This window comes from Aquamicrobium sp. NLF2-7 (assembly GCF_022359935.1).
GTDB lineage: Bacteria > Pseudomonadota > Alphaproteobacteria > Rhizobiales > Rhizobiaceae > Mesorhizobium > Mesorhizobium lusatiense.
The window spans coordinates 233,017-250,392 of sequence record NZ_JAKSED010000002.1 but is presented as its reverse complement, the minus strand read 5'-3'; the positions used below and the strand labels follow the sequence as shown (position 1 = coordinate 250,392).

Annotated in this window: 17 protein-coding genes; 3 read left to right on the top strand and 14 right to left on the bottom strand. The window is 64.1% G+C overall.

The annotated features are described in order from the left end of the window. Window positions 1-99: 99 nt before the first annotated feature. The 9 genes from MIC97_RS18025 to cyoA all read right to left on the bottom strand — a co-directional run bounded on the left by MIC97_RS18025 (window position 100) and on the right by cyoA (window position 9,376). Window positions 100-1,290 carry a YeeE/YedE family protein gene (locus MIC97_RS18025; protein ID WP_239801369.1) on the bottom strand — a complete coding sequence of 397 codons (1,191 nt, stop codon included), beginning with the start codon at window positions 1,288-1,290 and terminating at the stop codon, window positions 100-102. Between the two features lie 100 nt (window positions 1,291-1,390). Further along, entirely contained in the window at window positions 1,391-2,257 is an 867-nt protein-coding gene (locus MIC97_RS18020; protein ID WP_239801480.1) for a sulfurtransferase, read from the bottom strand. A 284-nt stretch (window positions 2,258-2,541) separates the two neighbouring features. After that, the gene (locus tag MIC97_RS18015) at window positions 2,542-3,075 is read right to left on the bottom strand and encodes a response regulator transcription factor (protein WP_239801368.1); all 534 of its coding nucleotides are present in this window, start codon (window positions 3,073-3,075) and stop codon (window positions 2,542-2,544) included. Then, window positions 3,068-4,336, bottom strand: coding sequence for an ATP-binding protein (locus MIC97_RS18010; RefSeq protein WP_239801367.1), 1,269 nt, complete (start codon window positions 4,334-4,336; stop codon window positions 3,068-3,070). The genes MIC97_RS18015 and MIC97_RS18010 overlap by 8 nt, the downstream gene beginning before the upstream one ends. Window positions 4,337-4,392: 56 nt before the next feature. Beyond that, complete coding sequence (locus MIC97_RS18005; RefSeq protein ID WP_239801479.1) at window positions 4,393-5,127, bottom strand: SURF1 family protein; 735 nt, start codon at window positions 5,125-5,127, stop codon at window positions 4,393-4,395. 41 nt (window positions 5,128-5,168) lie between these two features. Further along, the gene (cyoD, locus tag MIC97_RS18000; protein WP_239801366.1) at window positions 5,169-5,564 is read right to left on the bottom strand and encodes a cytochrome o ubiquinol oxidase subunit IV; all 396 of its coding nucleotides are present in this window, start codon (window positions 5,562-5,564) and stop codon (window positions 5,169-5,171) included. Then, the gene (cyoC, locus tag MIC97_RS17995; RefSeq protein ID WP_239801365.1) at window positions 5,561-6,193 is read right to left on the bottom strand and encodes a cytochrome o ubiquinol oxidase subunit III; all 633 of its coding nucleotides are present in this window, start codon (window positions 6,191-6,193) and stop codon (window positions 5,561-5,563) included. The genes cyoD and cyoC overlap by 4 nt, the downstream gene beginning before the upstream one ends. 4 nt (window positions 6,194-6,197) lie before the next feature. Then, window positions 6,198-8,201, bottom strand: a complete 2,004-nt coding sequence (cyoB, locus tag MIC97_RS17990; protein ID WP_239801364.1) for a cytochrome o ubiquinol oxidase subunit I — start codon at window positions 8,199-8,201, stop codon at window positions 6,198-6,200. Between the two features lie 14 nt (window positions 8,202-8,215). Continuing rightward, window positions 8,216-9,376: a ubiquinol oxidase subunit II gene (gene cyoA, locus MIC97_RS17985; RefSeq protein WP_239801478.1), complete on the bottom strand. Its 1,161-nt coding sequence runs from the start codon at window positions 9,374-9,376 to the stop codon at window positions 8,216-8,218. Window positions 9,377-9,589: 213 nt separating this feature from the next. Here cyoA and MIC97_RS17980 point away from each other — a divergent pair, with 213 nt between their 5' ends. From MIC97_RS17980 to MIC97_RS17970, 3 genes are all read left to right on the top strand, one after another. Further along, on the top strand, window positions 9,590-10,888 hold the full coding sequence (locus MIC97_RS17980; protein WP_239801477.1) for an MFS transporter: 1,299 nt from the start codon (window positions 9,590-9,592) through the stop codon (window positions 10,886-10,888). Between the two features lie 138 nt (window positions 10,889-11,026). Continuing rightward, window positions 11,027-12,265, top strand: a complete 1,239-nt coding sequence (locus MIC97_RS17975; RefSeq protein WP_239801476.1) for an FAD-dependent oxidoreductase — start codon at window positions 11,027-11,029, stop codon at window positions 12,263-12,265. Between the two features lie 4 nt (window positions 12,266-12,269). Continuing rightward, on the top strand, window positions 12,270-13,271 hold the full coding sequence (locus MIC97_RS17970; RefSeq protein ID WP_239801363.1) for a 4-hydroxyproline epimerase: 1,002 nt from the start codon (window positions 12,270-12,272) through the stop codon (window positions 13,269-13,271). 9 nt (window positions 13,272-13,280) lie between these two features. On the opposite strand, the gene MIC97_RS17965 is transcribed toward MIC97_RS17970, so the two are convergent. The 5 genes from MIC97_RS17965 to MIC97_RS17945 form a co-directional block, all read right to left on the bottom strand. Beyond that, complete coding sequence (locus MIC97_RS17965; RefSeq protein WP_239801362.1) at window positions 13,281-14,072, bottom strand: methyltransferase domain-containing protein; 792 nt, start codon at window positions 14,070-14,072, stop codon at window positions 13,281-13,283. After that, window positions 14,069-14,506, bottom strand: coding sequence for a pseudoazurin (locus MIC97_RS17960; protein WP_239801361.1), 438 nt, complete (start codon window positions 14,504-14,506; stop codon window positions 14,069-14,071). Before MIC97_RS17960 ends, MIC97_RS17965 begins: the two co-directional genes overlap by 4 nt. A 12-nt stretch (window positions 14,507-14,518) precedes the next feature. Beyond that, a complete protein-coding gene (locus MIC97_RS17955) occupies window positions 14,519-15,283 on the bottom strand; it encodes an ABC transporter ATP-binding protein (RefSeq protein ID WP_239801360.1) in 765 nt (254 codons plus the stop codon). Beyond that, window positions 15,280-16,263: an iron ABC transporter permease gene (locus tag MIC97_RS17950; RefSeq protein WP_239801475.1), complete on the bottom strand. Its 984-nt coding sequence runs from the start codon at window positions 16,261-16,263 to the stop codon at window positions 15,280-15,282. The genes MIC97_RS17955 and MIC97_RS17950 overlap by 4 nt, the downstream gene beginning before the upstream one ends. Before the next feature lie 68 nt (window positions 16,264-16,331). Beyond that, window positions 16,332-17,348, bottom strand: a complete 1,017-nt coding sequence (locus MIC97_RS17945) for an ABC transporter substrate-binding protein (protein ID WP_239801359.1) — start codon at window positions 17,346-17,348, stop codon at window positions 16,332-16,334. Between the last annotated feature and the right edge of the window lie 28 nt (window positions 17,349-17,376).

The following is a 17,376-nucleotide window of genomic DNA, read 5'->3' as shown; positions in this document are numbered from 1 at the left end:
CGCCCGAAAGTGGGAACCGGTCTCGGGATAACGACATGCGTAAAAAATCAACTTAAAGCGTAAGGAGCGATCTGAAAGATCGCGACACGCTTTAAGCGGTCAGGCTGCCGGGGCGGCTTTGCCCAGCCGGCGCGAGACGGTCATGCCGATCCATGCGCCCAGTGCGCAGAAGATCAGGAACACCCAGCCCGAAACGGCGCCGGCATGGATGCCGGAGAGAAGTACGCCGACCGTGCAGCCAAGGCCGGTCATGGCACCCCAGCCCATCAGGATGCCGCCGGCCAGCCCCTTGCCGACGTCGCGGTTCGTCGGGCGGCGTGGCTGGAACTGTCCGCCCGCCAGTGCCGCGGCGAAGCTGGCGATGACCAGACCCAGAACGAAAACGCCGTTCGCGGACAGCAATGTCTGCTTGACCACGGTGGCGCAGCCGCGCAGCAGGTCGAGACCGTGCAGCGTGTCGGGCAGCAGGCCGGATGCCGAACCGGCGGTGCGCACGATGCTGCCGAGTTCCGCCGTCACGCCGAGCGGCGCCACCCGCAGATAGGCGATGGCCGAAATGATGGCGACCAGAAGCCCGGTGGTGACGGGCGGCCAGCGGTCCACGAACAGTTTTCCGGCCGTGCCGCGCAAATCGTAACGGCTCGGGGCAGCCGCTTCGGGATTGCCGGAGAAGCGCAGCAGCAACAGGCCGATGACAGCGATAAGCGCAAGGCTGACGAGCAGGGTGCCGATGTAGCCCAGCCGCTGCGGCAGCCAGATGGCCGGACTTGCATAGATTGCGAGCGTGAACAGCGGGTTCCATGTGAGAAAGCCGACGAAGAACCCGATGCCGGCGCCGATGAGCGCGAAGGGCGAGCTTGGCGAGCCTTCTCCCAGCCGGTAGAGATGCGCCGACAGGCAGGAGCCCGATATGGCCATGCCGATGCCGAAGGCGAGCGCTGCGAAAGCCAGCACCGGCCCGACCGGTCCGATATGCGCGTTGGGCGGCAGGCGTCCGGGCTGCGGCACCGGCACCCACGCCATCATCACCGCGTGATAGAAGGCGACGCCGGCCGCCAGCGCCACGACGATGGCAAGCAGTCCGCGCGGGTCGCGCTTTTCCACGAAATCGCGAAAATTGCACAGAAAGCAGAAGCGTCCGCGCTGAAGCACGATGCCGAAGGCAGCACCGGCAAGCAGGGAAAAGGAGAGATCGCGCCCGCCGGGCTGGCCGTGAAGAAACCATGCCAGAACGGCTATGCCAGACAGCAGCACGACCGGCGCCAGCGTTCTTGTTGCCCCGGATTTCATTGCATCCTCCCCCGCAGGTATGAAACGGACAAGGAGGCGGGCACTCGAACGCCCGCCTCCGGTCTTCATGGGTATGTTGCGACGCTTTACGCCGGAACGGTCATTTTCCGGTCCAGACGGTGCCGGCCACGTTGACGACCGGCACGCCGACGGCGTTGCCATATTCGGTCCACGAGCCGTCATAGTTCTTCACGTCGTAGCCGAGGATGCGCTTGAGGGCGAACCAGGTGTGCGAGGAACGCTCGCCGATGCGGCAATAGGTGACGATGGGCTTCGAGCCGTCGATGCCCTTGGCCGCATAGATGGCCTTGATTTCCTCGGCCGGCTTGAAGGTGCCGTCTTCCTGCACGATGGAGCCCCACGGCACGTTTTCCGCGCCGGGAATGTGCCCGGCCCGCACGGCCAGTTCCTTCACGCCTTCAGGCGCGAAAACCTTGCCGGTATATTCGTCGTTGGAGCGGATATCGACGAGGCTCGCCTGCTTGCGGCCCTCGGCGATGTCGAGCACTTCAGTGAAGCGCGCGCGCAGATCGCCGTTGCGCTCGGGAAGCACGATTTCGGAGGCCGCATATTGGGGTGCTGCGGTGTCGAGCGGCAATCCCTTCGCCTCCCACAGCTTGCGGCCGCCGTCGAGCAAGCTGGCCTCGATGCCGTAGACGTTGAATACCCATGCGCCCCATGCGGCGAACCAGTTGTTGTTGTCGCCATAGAGCACGACATGCGTATCGGCGGTCACGCCCGCTTCACGCAGTTTCTTCTCGAAATCCTCCCGGGAGGCAATGTCGCGCCGGGTCGGATCGACCAGTTCGGTGTGCCAGTCGAGGTGAACGGCGCCAGGAATATGGCCGCGTTCGTAAACGCCGGTATCGACGCTGACCTCGAAGACGCGAACGTCCTTATTTTCCAGATTATCCTGCAGCCAGTCTGCTGTTACCAGAGGTTCGGCCGCATGTGCTGCGCCAACCATGAAGAAGGCGCCCACCAACACCCCCGCTCTTCTCAGGAAGTTCATAACGTTGCACTCCTTATAGTGTCATTACGAAGTGCGCAGTTTCGCCCGCTATGGGCGCGCAGGAAAGAAAACCGATCCCAATAATCGGAAGGGAGACAGGTCAGATTGCGCGCATTTACGGGTTTTGAACAAATTCAATCCGTATCCGCTGTTTCCGGGAAAGAAACGCCTATGGCCGGGAAGCGGCGATGGACTTCCCGGTCAGGTTTATCGGCAATATTCCCGCAAGTAATCGGAGGTCAGGAAACCCGGCGTTTCTCAAGTTTTCTGGCAAGCGTGCGGCGATGCATGCCGAGACGCCGCGCGGCTTCCGAAATATTGAACTCGGCTTCCACCAGCGTCTCGTGGATCCGTTCCCATTCCAGCGTCTTGAGCGAGGTCTTGCGGCGGGTCAGGGCCACGTCAGCATCGCCTTCCATCTTGCCGAATGCGGCTTCGATCTCGTCGGTGTTGGCGGGCTTGGCGAGATAGTGACAGGCGCCGAGCTTGATCGCCTCTACCGCCGTGGCAAGGCTCGCATAGCCGGTCAGCACCACGATGCGCATTTCCGGGGCGCGGTCATGCAGCATCTTGACGGCCTTCAGGCCCGAGCCGACGCTGAGCTTGAGGTCGACCACCGCGTAATCGGGCAGCGCGCTCTCCAGCGCATCGGGCAGGGCTTCCAGCCCTTCGCAGACTTCCACCTCGTAGCCGCGCCGCTGGAAGGAGCGCCGCAGGGCGCGCGCGAAAGCCGCATCGTCCTCCACGATCAGCAGGGATCTGGCACTATCCATGGCGATCCGTTCCGGAAAGAGCTGCCAGAGGCAGGGTTACGGTCACAAACGCGCCCCTGCGTGAATTGTTGCATGCCGAGACCATGCCGCCGAGCTTGCGCACGGCGTTGACGACGAGAAACAACCCCAGCCCACTGCCCGGCCGGTTCTTGCTCGACTGATAGGGCTTGCCGAATGATTCGAGCATTTCCGGCCTGAAGCCGGGTCCTGCGTCCCTGACGACGACTACCAGTTTGTCCTCCTGTCGGCTGACGGAAAAGCCCACCCATGCGGGCGAGGCTTCCAGAGCGTTATCGAACAGATTGAACAACACCTGCCTGAGAGCCGCATCGGAAACGATGGCGGCGTCCGGTTCGAAGGCGTTGTCATAATCCAACTTCGCTGGCGACCGGCTGGCGCGCCATTGTAGCACGGCGTCGTCGAAGAAGTCACGCACGGTGGTGCGGATCGTGCCCTCGCCCCTCGCCTCACCGGACGAGACGAGAATGCCGGAGACGATCTGCTTGCAGCGATCGAGCTGCGCCTGCATTTCGGCCATTTCTTCGGCCAGTTCCTCATTCTTGCGGAAAACAGGCATGCGTCGCCAGTCGCCGAGAATGACCGACAGGGTGGCAAGCGGCGTGCCCAGCTCATGCGCGGCGCCGGAAGCGAGCAGGCCGATTCGCACGATATGGTCCTCCTCGGCCGCCTGCCGGCGCAGGTCGGCCAGATGGGCATCGCGCTCCTGCAGGTTGCGGGTGATGCGCGTGATGTAGAGCACTAGCAGGCAGGCGGTCAGGGCGAAGCTGATGAAGCTGCCCTGCACATGCAGGTTGAAGAACTCGTCGGCATCGCCGCCGGGCAGCAGCAGCGGCCTGTTGAACACCATCAGCAGCAGGAAGGCGATGCTGGCAAGCACCACCAGCGCCCATGTCGAGCGCGTATCGAGCAGCGTGGCGCCGAGCGATATTTGCAGCACATAGAGCAGCACGAACGGATTGGCCGCGCCACCACTGAGATAAAGCTGGGCGGTGAGCGCGGCGACGTCGAGCAGCAGTTCCATGAACAGCCCGACATTGGAAATCGGCTTCTCGTTGCGCAGCCGGGCCAGCGTTGCACCATTGAGAAGGATCAGCAGCAGAACGATGGCGGCCATCGGCTCCAGCGGCAGGGTGATGCCGATGCCGTAATGCACGATGAGGATGGTCGCCACCTGGCCGATCACCGCCAGCCAGCGAAGCTGCACCAGCAGCATGAGATTCTTGCGATTGGTCATTTCCATGGCCGGCATCCGTCAGGTTCCTCCTCCCCAAGATCCGCATTCGGCTGAGTGTCCTCTCACTCGTCGCCTTGTGTTCCGCCATCGGGCGGGCGGGGCGCCTTAAGCTCCCTGCGCCGCCATTCATGCAGCACATACCAGGCCGCCGCCAGCGCCATTCCCATCAGAGCGAACCATGTCAGCGCATAGACCAGATGGCTGTTGGAGAAGGTGATGCGGGTGAGGCCGCCCCGCGGCCAGCCGCCTGCGTTGGGTGTCGCATCCGCGTCGACGAAATAGGGAGCGGTGTCCTGCAATCCGCGCGCGGCGGCAATCGCGGCAACATCGCGGGAAAACCAGCGGTCGTTCTGCGGATCGTTGTGGCGCAGGAACCCGCCGCCCGGCTCGCTCATGCGCAACAGGCCGGTTACGGTGGCTTCCCCTTCCGGCGCGCCCTCAGCGCGTGTTGCGGGATCGCGGAACTGCGGCGTGACGAAGCCGCGATTGACCAGAATGGTGAAGCCGTCATCGCTCACGAGCGGAGTGATCACCCAATATCCGCCATCCAGATCGGTCACGGCCTGAACGAGCGCTTCCTTGTCGTGCAGGAAGCGGCCATGCAGGCGCACCCGCAGATATTCGTGGGAGGCCGGGGAGATCGCGTTCCAGCCGGAGGGGCCGGGTGCTGCGACCGGCTCGGCATTCACGCGCGCCTCGACACGGGCGATGAGGTCGAGCTTCCATTGCAGGCGCTGCACCTGCCAGATGCCGAGCGCGGCAAGAAGGGCCGCGCAGACAAGCGCGGCGCCGGCCAGAAATACAACTCTGGCCGGAGGACGGTTCCCGGACCGCCCGTTCACCGCATCTGCTGCATGTCGTGGAACGGCATGGTGTTGGCGTTGAGGTGGTACATGACCCATAGCGAACCGGACAACGCGATGACGACGACGATGATGGTGAAGATCAGCGCCATCATGGTCCAGCCCTGCTCCGAACGCGTGTCCATGTGCAGGAAGAAGATCATGTGCACGACGATCTGCACCGCCGCGAAGCCGACGATGATGAAACCGGTCAGCTGCCTGCTGTCCAGAACGCCGCCCATGACCAGCCAGAACGGAATGGCGGTCAGGACCACGGAGAGCAGGAAGCCGATCAGATAGCTTTTCAGCGAACCGTGGGAATGCCCTCCTCCCGCATGGTGGTGGGCATCCTCATGATGGGCACCCTCGTGATGGGTAATGGGCGCGCTCATCGCAGAACTCCCAGCAGGTAGACGAAGGTGAAGACGCCGATCCAGATGACGTCGAGGAAATGCCAGAACATCGACAGGCACATGAGCCTGCGCTTGTTGGCCTCGATCAGCCCGAACCTGCCGACCTGCACCATCAGCGTGACCAGCCAGATGATGCCGAAGGTCACGTGCAGGCCGTGCGTGCCGACCAGCGTGAAGAAGGAGGACAGGAACGCGCTGCGCTGCGGCGTCGCCCCGATATGGATCAGGTGATGGAACTCGTAGAGCTCGATGCCGAGGAAGGCGAGGCCGAACAGGCCGGTGATGCCGAGCCAGACGAGCGTGGTGCGCACATTGCCCTTCACCATCTCCAGCATGGCAAAGCCGTAGGTAATGGAGGAGAACAGCAGCATCGCTGTGTTGACGGCGACCAGCGGCAGGTCGAACAGGTCCTTCGGCGCGGGGCCGGCGGCATAGCTGGTGCCAAGCACGCCATAGATCGCGAACAGGCAGGCGAAGATGAGGCAGTCGCTCATCAGGTAGAGCCAGAAGCCGAGCAGCGTGCCGCTGCCCTCTTCGTGGTGATGGTCTTCCGTCAGGTAGAAGACGGGCGCTTCGGCGCCGTCCATAGTCCGGGTCGTGGCGCTCATCGGATCAGGCCTCCCCTGCCATCAGCTTCGTGCGCGCATCTTCGATGCGCGTCACGTCCTCGACGGGAATGGTGAAGCCATTGTCGTAGTTGAACGTGTGATAGATCGACACCGCGATGATGGCGATGAAACCGAGTGCCGCCAGCCACCACATGTACCAGATGAGACCGAACGACATGACGATGCTCAGGGCGGCAAGAATGATGCCCGTGCCCGTGTTGTTCGGCATATGGATGGGCTTGAAGCCTTCCAGTGGACGGACATAGCCGCGCCTCTTCATGTCCCACCATGCGTCGTTGTCGTAGACGACCGGCGTGAAGGGGAAATTGTAGTCCGGCGGCGGCGAGGAGGTCGCCCACTCCAGCGTGCGTCCGTCCCACGGGTCGCCGGTGGTGTCGCGCAGTTCCTCACGCTTCCAGATGCTGACGGCGATCTGGATGATGAAGGCGACGATGCCGACCAGCACGAGGAAGGCGCCGAAGGCCGCGATCTGGAACCAGATCTGGATCGAGGCATCGTCGAACACGCGCAGGCGCCGCGTCACGCCCATCAGGCCGAGCACATAGAGCGGCATGAAGGCGAAGAAGAAGCCCAGCACCCAGCCCCAGAACGAAATCTTGCCCCAGAACGGATCGAGCTTGAATCCGAACGCCTTCGGGAACCAGAACACCATGCCGGCGAACAGGCCGTAGACCACGCCGCCGATGATGGTGTTGTGGAAATGCGCGACCAGGAACAGCGAGTTGTGCAGCACGAAGTCGGCCGGCGGCACGGCCAGCAGCACGCCCGTCATGCCGCCGATGACGAAGACGAACATGAAGGCGAGCGTCCACATCATCGGCAGTTCGAAGCGGATGCGCCCGCGATACATCGTGAACAGCCAGTTGAAGAGCTTGGCGCCGGTCGGGATCGAGATGATCATCGTGGTGATGCCGAAGAACGAGTTGACGCTCGCGCCCGACCCCATGGTGAAGAAGTGATGCAGCCACACCAGATAGGACAGGATGGTGATGCACACCGTGGCGTAGACCATCGAGGTATAGCCGAACAGGCGCTTGCCCGAGAAGGTCGAGACGATCTCGGAGAAGATGCCGAAGGCGGGCAGCACGAGGATGTAGACCTCGGGGTGGCCCCAGATCCAGATGAGGTTGACGTACATCATCGGATTGCCACCGAGATCGCTGGTGAAGAAGTTCGTTCCCACATAGCGGTCGAGGGTCAGCAGCGTCAGCGTCGCGGTCAGGATCGGGAAGGTGGCGACGATCAGCACGTTGGTGCACAGCGACGTCCAGGTGAAGACCGGCATCTTCATCATCGTCATGCCGGGGCAGCGCATCTTGACGATGGTGACGATGAGATTGATGCCGGACAGCGTCGTGCCGACGCCCGCCACCTGCAAAGACCACAGGTAATAATCCATGCCGACGCCGGGGCTGTGCTCGGCCCCCGACAGCGGCGGATAGGCCAGCCAGCCGGTGCGCGCGAACTCGCCGACGAACAGCGACATCATCAGCAGGATCGCGCCGGCCGTGGTCATCCAGAAGCTGAAATTGTTGAGGAACGGGAACGAAACGTCGCGCGCGCCGATCTGCAGCGGCACGAGATAGTTCATCAGGCCCGTCACCAGCGGCATGGCCACGAAGAAGATCATGATCACGCCGTGGGCGGTGAAGATCTGATCGTAGTGGTGGGCGTTGAGATAGCCTTCCGAGCCGTTGAAGGCCATCGCCTGCTGAAGGCGCATCATCACCGCGTCGGCGAAGCCGCGCAGCAGCATGATGATGCCGAGGATCATGTACATGATGCCGATGCGCTTGTGGTCGACGGTGGTGAACCATTCGCGCCACAGATAGCCCCAGAGGCGGAAATATGTGATGGCGCCCAGCAGCGCTATGCCGCCCAGCGCTACCACCGCGAAGGTGGCGACGAGGATCGGCTCATGCAGGGGCAGCGATTCCCATGTGAGCCTGCCGAAGATCAGCTTGGTAAGGTCGGTACTGTTGAACATGTGCTCTGTAACGCTCAGATGCCGAAGGGCTGGCGCACGGACATGGCCGGCGCGGCGGAAGATATGGGAGCAGGACGCGGCAGCCCGGCACCAACGAGCGGTGCGGGATCAACCTGAGGAACAAGCGATGCCGACCACGACACGGCTTCCGAAGCGGCCGCTTCCTCAGGCGTGCAGATGCTCGCCACATCGACGGAACGGCGTCCGAACAGCGCAGTGAGCGCCGACGGGCGACCCTCTTCAAGCGGTTGCAGCAGGCGCAGGCCCGCCAGACCGAGGCCGCCTTCGGCGTCGATCGCCATCATCTCGTCCATGCACATGCGGCCGGGCTCTGCGCAGCGGTCGCGGATCAGCCGGAAAAGCTGCTCGTCGACGGAGGCGTAGTGGCGGGGCTTCTCGTTCTCGCTGGGCTTGGCGAGCTCCAGATAGGCGAAGCGGTCGAGGCTGCCGCCTGCCTCTTTTACCCTGGCGACCCACTGGTCGAAGCCGTCATGGTCGACACCGTGGAAGGTAAAGCGCATGCCGGAGAAGCCGTCGCCGCTGTAGTTGGCAGAGAAGCCGTCATATTCGCCCGGACGGTTGATGACGCCGTGCAATGTCGTTTCCATGCCGGGCATGGCATAGATCTGGCCCGCCAGCGCCGGCACGTAGAAGGAATTCATCACCGAGGTCGACGTCAGGCGGAAGCGGATCGGGCGATCGACGGGGGCTGCCATCTCGTTGACGGTGGCGATGCCGTATTCCGGATAGATGAACAGCCACTTCCAGTCGAGCGCGGCGACCTGCACCTCCAGCGGTTCGACCTCCGCCGCGACCGGCTGGCCGCGCGCGATGCGGTCGAGCGGCCGGTAGGGATCTAGCAGATGGGTGTACATCCACGTCACCGCACCGAGGCAGATGATGATGAGCAGCGGAGCCGCCCAGATCACCAGTTCCAGATGGGTGGAGTGATCCCAGTCGGGCGTGTAGGTCGCTTTCGTGTTGCCGGCCCGGTAGCGCCAGGCAAACAGGGCAATCAGCACCATCACCGGAATGATGATGAGCAGCATCAGCACTGTTGCGATGATGACGAGGTCGCGCTGCTGCCAGGCCACGTCTCCGGCGGGACTGAGCACCACGAGATCGCAGGCGCTCAGCAGGAACGGCAACAGGGTCAAAGCCAGAAGTCTTGTCAGTTTCAAGGCGAAGATCCGATCAATGGGCCCGATCGATGGGCGGTTCGGGGGCACGGCTAACCCCTTGAGCTGGAGCGGCACATTGGACAATTTGCCCAATGCCGCAATGCAGCATGAAGAGGCTAAGCACCGTGCGAAGGCCCGGCAGGCCGTTGCCGGCCATTATTCCAGAGACAGAAATTCCGTGTGATCATGGCGCATTCTCAGGCAGCAATGACAGGAGACGGGTCGCTCGGCCCGGAAGCGAGGCATGGGCATGTCGCGCCCGGCGAGATCGCCGTCGGCGTGTTCATCGGCCGCACGTCCGAGTTTTTCGACTTCTTCGTCTATGCCATCGCTTCGGTGATCGTCTTCCCGAAGCTTCTGTTCCCGCATCTCGATGCGTTGACGGCGACGCTCTGGTCCTTCGCCATCTTCCCGCTGGCCTTTGTCGCGCGCCCGGTTGGCACCGCGATCTTCATGGCAGTGGACCGTGGCTGGGGCAAGGGCGTGAAGATGACGATCGCGCTGTTCATGCTTGGCACGGCGACCGTCGCCATCGCCTTCCTGCCCGGCTATGAGAGCATCGGCGTCGCCGCGATCTGGCTGCTGGCGCTCGCCCGCATCTGTCAGGGCATTGCGCTTGGCGGCACGTGGGACGGCCTGTCCTCGCTGCTCGCCATGAATGCGCCTGAAGGCCGCCGCGGCTGGTATGCGATGATCCCGCAGCTGGGCGCGCCTGCCGGGCTGATCGTGGCCAGCCTGCTGTTCGCCTTCTTCGTCGGCAATCTTTCCGCGCAGGACTTCTTCGCCTGGGGCTGGCGCTATCCGTTCTTCGTCGCCTTCGCGCTCAACGTGGTGGCCCTGTTCGCGCGCCTGCGCATCGTCTCGACGCCCGAATATCGCGAGCTGTTCCACAACCGCGAGCTTCAGCCGGCGCGCATCTTCGAGACGATTCGCGCCGAAGGCCGCAATGTCGTGGTCGGCGCCTTCGCGCCGCTGGCAAGCTTCGCGCTGTTCCACATGGTCACGGTGTTCCCGCTGTCGTGGGTGTTCCTGTTCACCGCCGAGGGCATCGCCCGCTTCCTCATCATCGAGGCCGTTGCCGCCGTCTTCGGTCTTGTCGCCATCATGGTCTCCGGCATCGTGGCCGACCGTGTCGGCCGCCGCTCGCTGCTGCTTGGTTCGGCCATCGCCATCGCCGCCTTCTCGGGCTTTGCGCCGCAGTTGCTCGATGCCGGTCCGGTTGGCGAAGCGATCTTCATGATCCTCGGCTTCATCCTGCTCGGACTGTCCTTCGGCCAGTCTTCCGGCGCGGTGGCATCCTCCTTCGCCAAGGCTTACCGCTATACGGGATCGGCCATCACCAACGACTTCGCCTGGCTGTTCGGTGCGGGTTTCGCGCCGCTGGCGGCACTGCTGCTGTCGACGCATTTCGGGCTGATCTCGGCCGGCGCCTACCTGCTTTCCGGCGCGATCTGCACCATTCTGGCGCTCTGGCTGAACAGCCGCTTCGCTGCGAAAAAAGAGTAGCTGGCACAGGCAAAGCCGCTTTACATCGTCGGGCAGACATCTGATCGTGAATGAGCGCGTCTCCATACAGGAGATGCGCTCGTTTCGGATCAGAGCGTTCCCGATGAGAGAAGAATGTCCGACACACTCCGGCCAGATTTGATCGTCCCGGATGTGATTGTCATCGGGGCGGGCGTGGTCGGCTTGTCAGCCGCGCTTGTCCTGCAGCAACGCGGCAAACGCGTGATGGTCGTCGATCGTGAGGGACCTGCGGCGGGTGCGTCCGCCGGCAATGCGGGGGCGTTCGCCTTCACCGACATATTGCCGCTGGCTTCGCCCGGCATCTTGCGCAAGGCGCCGAAATGGCTGCTCGATCCGCTGGGGCCGCTGTCGGTGCCGCCTGCCTATGCGCTGCGGATCGCGCCATGGATGTTCCGCTTCTGGCGGGCCTGCGCGCCGCGCCGGGTGGCGCAATCGACGGCGGCGCAGACCGCGCTCATGGACCTGTCAAAGGCGGAACTGGAACCCTTCCTGCATCGTGCCGGCGTATCTTCCATGCTGCGCAATGACGGCAATCTTCAGGTCTATGAGGGTGAGGCCGAATTTCGCGCCTCGCTGCCGGGCTGGCAGGCGCGCGCCGACCACGGCATTGCCTTCCGCCACATGGACGCGGAGGAGATGGCGCAGATCCAGCCGGGTCTCGCGCCGCGCTTCACGCATGGCACTTTCACCCCCGGCTGGTATTCGATCGCCGATCCCAAGGTCTATACCCTGGAACTGGCCAGACGTTTTGCAGCCGATGGTGGGGTGATCGAGCGTGCCGGGGTAACGGCCCTGCGTCCTGCCGAAAACAGTGTCGAGGTGGTTTGTGCCGGCACATCATTCCGTGCCGCCCATGTGGTGGTTGCCGCCGGCGCCTTCTCGCACCGCATCGCCCGCACGGCCAGCGAGCGCATTCCGCTTGAAACCGAGCGCGGCTACAACACCACGCTTCCGTCCGGCGCCTTCGACCTGCGCACGCAGATCACCTTCGGCGGCCACGGCTTTGTCGTGACGCGCCTTTCGAGCGGGATTCGCGTCGGCGGCGCGGTCGAACTGGGCGGGCTCGACCTGCCGCCGAATTTCGGCCGTTCCCGCGCCATGCTGAAGAAGGCGGTTTCGTTCCTGCCGGGGCTCGATCCGCAAGGCGGCAGCGAATGGATGGGCTTCCGCCCCTCCCTGCCCGACAGCCTGCCGGTCATCGACACTGCGCGCGCCACGCAGCGCATCGTCTATGCTTTCGGCCACGGCCATCTCGGCCTGACCCAGTCGGCCGGCACGGCGCGTCTTGTTGCCGATCTCGTCGAGGGCCGCATCCCCGCCATCGACCTTTCCCCCTTCTCCGCGCAGAGGTTCTGAAGCCATGGCCACGCACACCTTTTCCTGCATCGACGGACATACATGCGGCAATCCCGTGCGGCTGGTCGCCGGTGGTGGTCCACGTCTGGAAGGTGCCAACATGCTGGAGAAACGCGCCCACTTCCTGCGCGAATTCGACTGGATCCGCACCGGCCTGATGTTCGAGCCGCGCGGCCACGACATGATGTCGGGTTCCATCCTCTATCCGCCGACGCGTCCCGATTGCGACGTCGCGGTGCTGTTCATCGAAACCTCCGGCTGCCTGCCCATGTGCGGGCATGGCACCATCGGCACCATCACCATGGGCATCGAGAACGGGCTGATCACGCCGCGCGCGCCGGGAAGCCTTTCGATCGACGCGCCCGCCGGCAAGGTCGACATCACCTATCGGCAGGAAGGCCGCTTCGTGGAAGAAGTGCGGCTGACCAACGTGCCGGGTTTCCTCCATGCCGAAGGGCTGACCGCCGAAGTGGAGGGCCTTGGCGAGATCGTCGTCGATGTCGCCTATGGCGGCAATTTCTACGCCATCGTCGAGCCGCAGAAGAATTTCGGCGACATGGCCGATCACTCAGCCGGTGAACTGGTGGGCTGGTCGCCCAAGCTGCGCGCGGCACTGAATGCGAAATACGAGTTCGTGCATCCCGAGCATCCGGAAATTCGCGGCCTATCCCATATCCAGTGGACGGGAAAGCCGACGGTGGCGGGCGCGCATGCCCGCAATGCCGTTTTCTACGGGGAGAAGGCCATCGACCGTTCCCCTTGCGGCACCGGCACCTCGGCGCGCATGGCGCAGCTTGCCGCAAAGGGGCAACTGAAGGCTGGCGACGAGTTCGTGCATGAATCGATCATCGGATCGCTGTTCAAAGGCCGGGTCGAGGCGGTGACGAGCGTGGCGGACCGCTCCGCCATCATCCCCTCCATCGCCGGCTGGGCGCGCATGACCGGCTACAACACCATCTTCATCGATGACCGCGACCCCTTCGCCCACGGTTTCGTGGTGAAATGACTCGGTTCGTCAGGCCGGGCGGATGGCGGTGAGGATGAAGCGCCGGTAGACGCGGGTGCGCAGCCGGTTGCGCAACGTGGCGGTTTCGCGCTGGGCTTTGGCGATGCTGTCGTGCGAAATGTAACGGATCTCTGCGAACCCTGCGTCTCCGATCATTGGGGCCAGTCGCTCATAGGTGAGGCCCTCGCGGAAGGGGATCGCGCGCATGATCTTCTCATGCTTGTCGCTCATCGCCCCGTCGTAATAGGGATCGGCTCCCTGCATGCGGTCGATCAGGGAAACCAGCCATGCGAACAGGCGCCCGGTCGGGCTCGGCGCTGTCCAGTCGCCATCATAGACGAGCAGCCTGCCTCCGGGCTTCAGCAGCCGCAGCCATTCGCGGAAGGTTTCCTGCGGAGCGGTCAGCGTCCACACCAGATGGCGGCAGACGATGGCGTCATAGGCGGCATCGGGCTCCATGGTGTTTTCGGCGTCGGCAAGGATGAAGCGCAGGCGTTCCCTGCCCTTGTGCTTGGCGCGCGCCACTTCCAGCATCGCCTCCGAGAAGTCGAGCGCGGTGACGTCGTGGCCGAGATCGTGGATGAGCCGCGTCACCTCGCCCGTGCCGCAGGCAAGCTCCAGCACGCGCAGCGGCTTCGTGCCCAGCGTATCGCGTATCGGCTTTTGCCATGCCCGCGCCTCCGGTCCCGGCGCGATGAAATGGCCGAAGGCGAGATCGAAGGTCTGCGCGCGCTTCGACCAGTAGGAGCGGATATCTTCCTTCAGGTCGAAATTGTCGCCGTGGGGCGACGGCGCGGTCATTTTCCGTATCCGTTGCGTTCCAGGATTTCGACAAAGCGCTTCTTCGCGCGCTCAGGCACGTCGGCGGCCGGGAACGAGGCCGGCAGATCGGAATCGCCGACGCGGATGACCATCACCATGCCCATGCCGTAATGCGGCGAGCATTTGATGCCGTAGAAGCCCTGTTCGTCCAGCGTGACCTCGATCTCCTCGTTGATCTTGCCGAGAAAGCCCTCATGGCCTTCCGGCACCATGCCCTCGACCGTCGCGGCATTGTGGCCGCTGGTGGTCTTTATGAATTTCACCGTGTCGCCGGGTGCAATCCGGAGAAAATCCGGCTCATAGACCATCGGGCCGGATGCGTTGCGGTTGAGCATCTTCACCTCGTGCATTTCGGCGAAGGCGGGTGCGGAGATGACGAGCGAAGCCAGCATCAGGGCGGAAGCGATGCGCATATGGAATACCTTTCAGCGGAGGTGATCGAGGCGGAAAATGCGGGCGCCGTCGGCGGGATCGACGACGATGCTGGCGCGTACGCCGAATACCTCGGCGATGCGGTTGACGCTCAAAACCTCCTGTGGTGATCCCACCGCCACCAGCCGGCCGCCGGCCATGACGCCGACGCGGTCGCAGGCAAGCGCCTGATTGAGATCGTGCAGCGCGATGATCGATGTCACCGGCAGGGCGGCCACAAGGTCCAGCATGGAAAGCTGGTGGCGCACGTCGAGATGATTGGTGGGCTCGTCGAGCAGCAGGATGCGCGGGCGCTGGGCAAGGGCGCGCGCCAGATGCACGCGCTGCTTCTCGCCGCCGGAAAGCGTGGCCCAGAAGCGGCTTTCAAATCCGTGCAGATCTGCATCGGCCAGCGCCCCGGCCACGATGCTGTCGTCCTCGTCCGACCAGGGTTGCAGGGGCGTCAGCCAGGGGGTGCGGCCAAGCTCCACCGCATCGCGCACGGTGATCGCCTCGCCGGTGTCTGCCTGCTGTTCGAGATAGGCGATCTTTTGCGCCGCCAGCCGGCGCGGCAGACCGGAAAGCGGCTGCCCTTCCACGGCGACTTTGCCCGTTGTCGGCTTCAGAATTCCGGCAAGCAGGCGCAGCAGGGTCGATTTGCCCGAACCGTTGGGGCCGACCAGTCCAAACGTCTCGCCCTCGCGCACGGCGAGGTCCACGCCCTGCACGATCCGGAGACGGCGTATGCTCCAGCCGAGATTGCTTGCTTCAAGGATCATGGCCGGCGGCGTCCCCTGAGCAGGATCAGGGCGAAGGCCGGCGCGCCGACCAAAGCCGTGATGACGCCGATCGGCAGCACCTGACCGGGGATCATGGTGCGCGACAGCACGTCTGCCGCGATGAGGAAGGCAGCGCCCGTCAGCGCCGTCGCCGGCACCAGGCGCCCATGGCGTACGCCGACCACGAAACGCGCCGCATGCGGGATGACCAGCCCGACGAAGCCGATGGAGCCGACGATGGAAACCATGACGGCGGTGACCAGCGCAGTCAACCCGATCAGCACGACCTGCACCCTGCGCACGGCAATACCCAGCGAGGCTGCGGAGTCGGCGCCGAAGGCGAAGGCATCGAGCGCGCGCGCATGCCAGACGCAGGCAATCAGCCCGGTCAGGGCGATGGGTACGGCCAGCGTCACATCCGGCCAGCGCACGCCGCTCAGATTGCCGAGCAGCCAGAACATGATGCCGCGCGCCTGTTCGGCATTGGCCGATTTGGTGATGATGAAGGAGGTAAGCGCGTTGAAGAGTTGCGAGCCGGCGATGCCCGCCAGAATGATCTGTCCTGTGCCGCGCGTGGAAACGCCGCCGCCCGCCGCCCGTGCCAGAAGGGCGACCAGCAGGAAGGCGGTGACCGCGCCGGCGAGGGCGCCGAGCGACATGGAGACCGCTCCGCCGCCGATACCGGCAATCGTCACCGTCACCGCACCCGTCGAGGCGCCGGCCGAGATGCCGAGCAGATAGGGGTCGGCCAGCGCATTGCGCAGCAGCGATTGCAGCACGAGGCCGGACAGCGCCAGCCCCGCGCCGCAGGATGCGGCCACCAGCGCGCGCGGCAGGCGATAGTTCCAGATGATGCCCATGTCGATCGGGTCGAGCGGATAGGCAGCACCCAGAACCTTGTTAGCCAGCGTCTGCACCACGATGGAGAGCGGAATGGGCGTCTCACCGATGCAGGTGCCGGCAAAGACCGTCGCCGCCATGGCGACGAGCCCCGCAGGCCAGCGCCACCACAGGCGCGCTGCGAAAGGCCGGCCTGCGGTGGCAATGGTCACCGGGCGATGCCCTGATCGACCAGCGCGTCTGCCAGCACCTCGATGCCGGAGACCGTGCGCATGGTGGCGTCCATGGCATGGGCATCCATCACCACGATGCGGTTGTTCTTCACCGCGTCCATCTGGCTGGCGACCGGATCGCTCTTCAGAAATTCGAGCTTCTTCTCGAAGTCGTCGGCAGGGAAGCGGCGGCGATCCATTTTGGCGATCACGATCAGCGTCGGGTTGGCCTTGGCAATGGTTTCCCAGCCCACGACCGGCCATTCCTCATCCGATTCCACGATGTTGCGGATGCCGAGCTTGTCGAGCATGTAGGCGGGCCCGCCCTTGCGACCGGCGACATAGGGATCGATGTTCATGTCGGCGCTGGAGAACCAGAACACGGCCGACACGTCCTTGAGATCGAGTGCTTTTGCGCGCTCGACCGCATCCGCTTCTCGTTTCGCCAGATCGGCGACGACCTCCTCGCCCTTGTCCTGCACGTCGAAAATCTCGGCAAGCTCGCGCACGCCCTGATGGATGGTTTCGGTCGAGAAGGCGGCGGTGCGGGTGCCGTCGACGCCGACCGAGTTGTCCTTGGCCACGCAATCGGCTGGCATCACATAGGTCGGGATGCCGACCTCGTGAAACTGCTCGCGGGTGGCGACGATGCCTTCCGGCCCGACATGCCAGATGAACTGGACGGCAACGAGGCCGGGCTTCTTCGCCACGACGCTTTCGAAGCTCGGATCATTGTCGGCGAGGCGCTCCACCTTGTCGTTGATCGCCTTGTGCTCGGGCAACACGTCGGTGAACCAGACGGAGGTGCCGGTGACCTTGTCGCCAAGGCCAAGCGCATAGAGCGCCTCGGTGGCGGCCTGTCCGACGGTTACGCTCGTGGCTGGGGCCTTGTCGAAGGTGATCGTCTCACCGCAGTTTTCCAGCGTAAGCGGGTATCTGGTGGGTTCAGCGGACGCATGGGCCGTGAGCAGCGCAAGGCTGGCGGCGGCAAGTGCCAGACGCGGGAATGTCATGACGCGAAGTTCTCCGATCGGTTTGCGG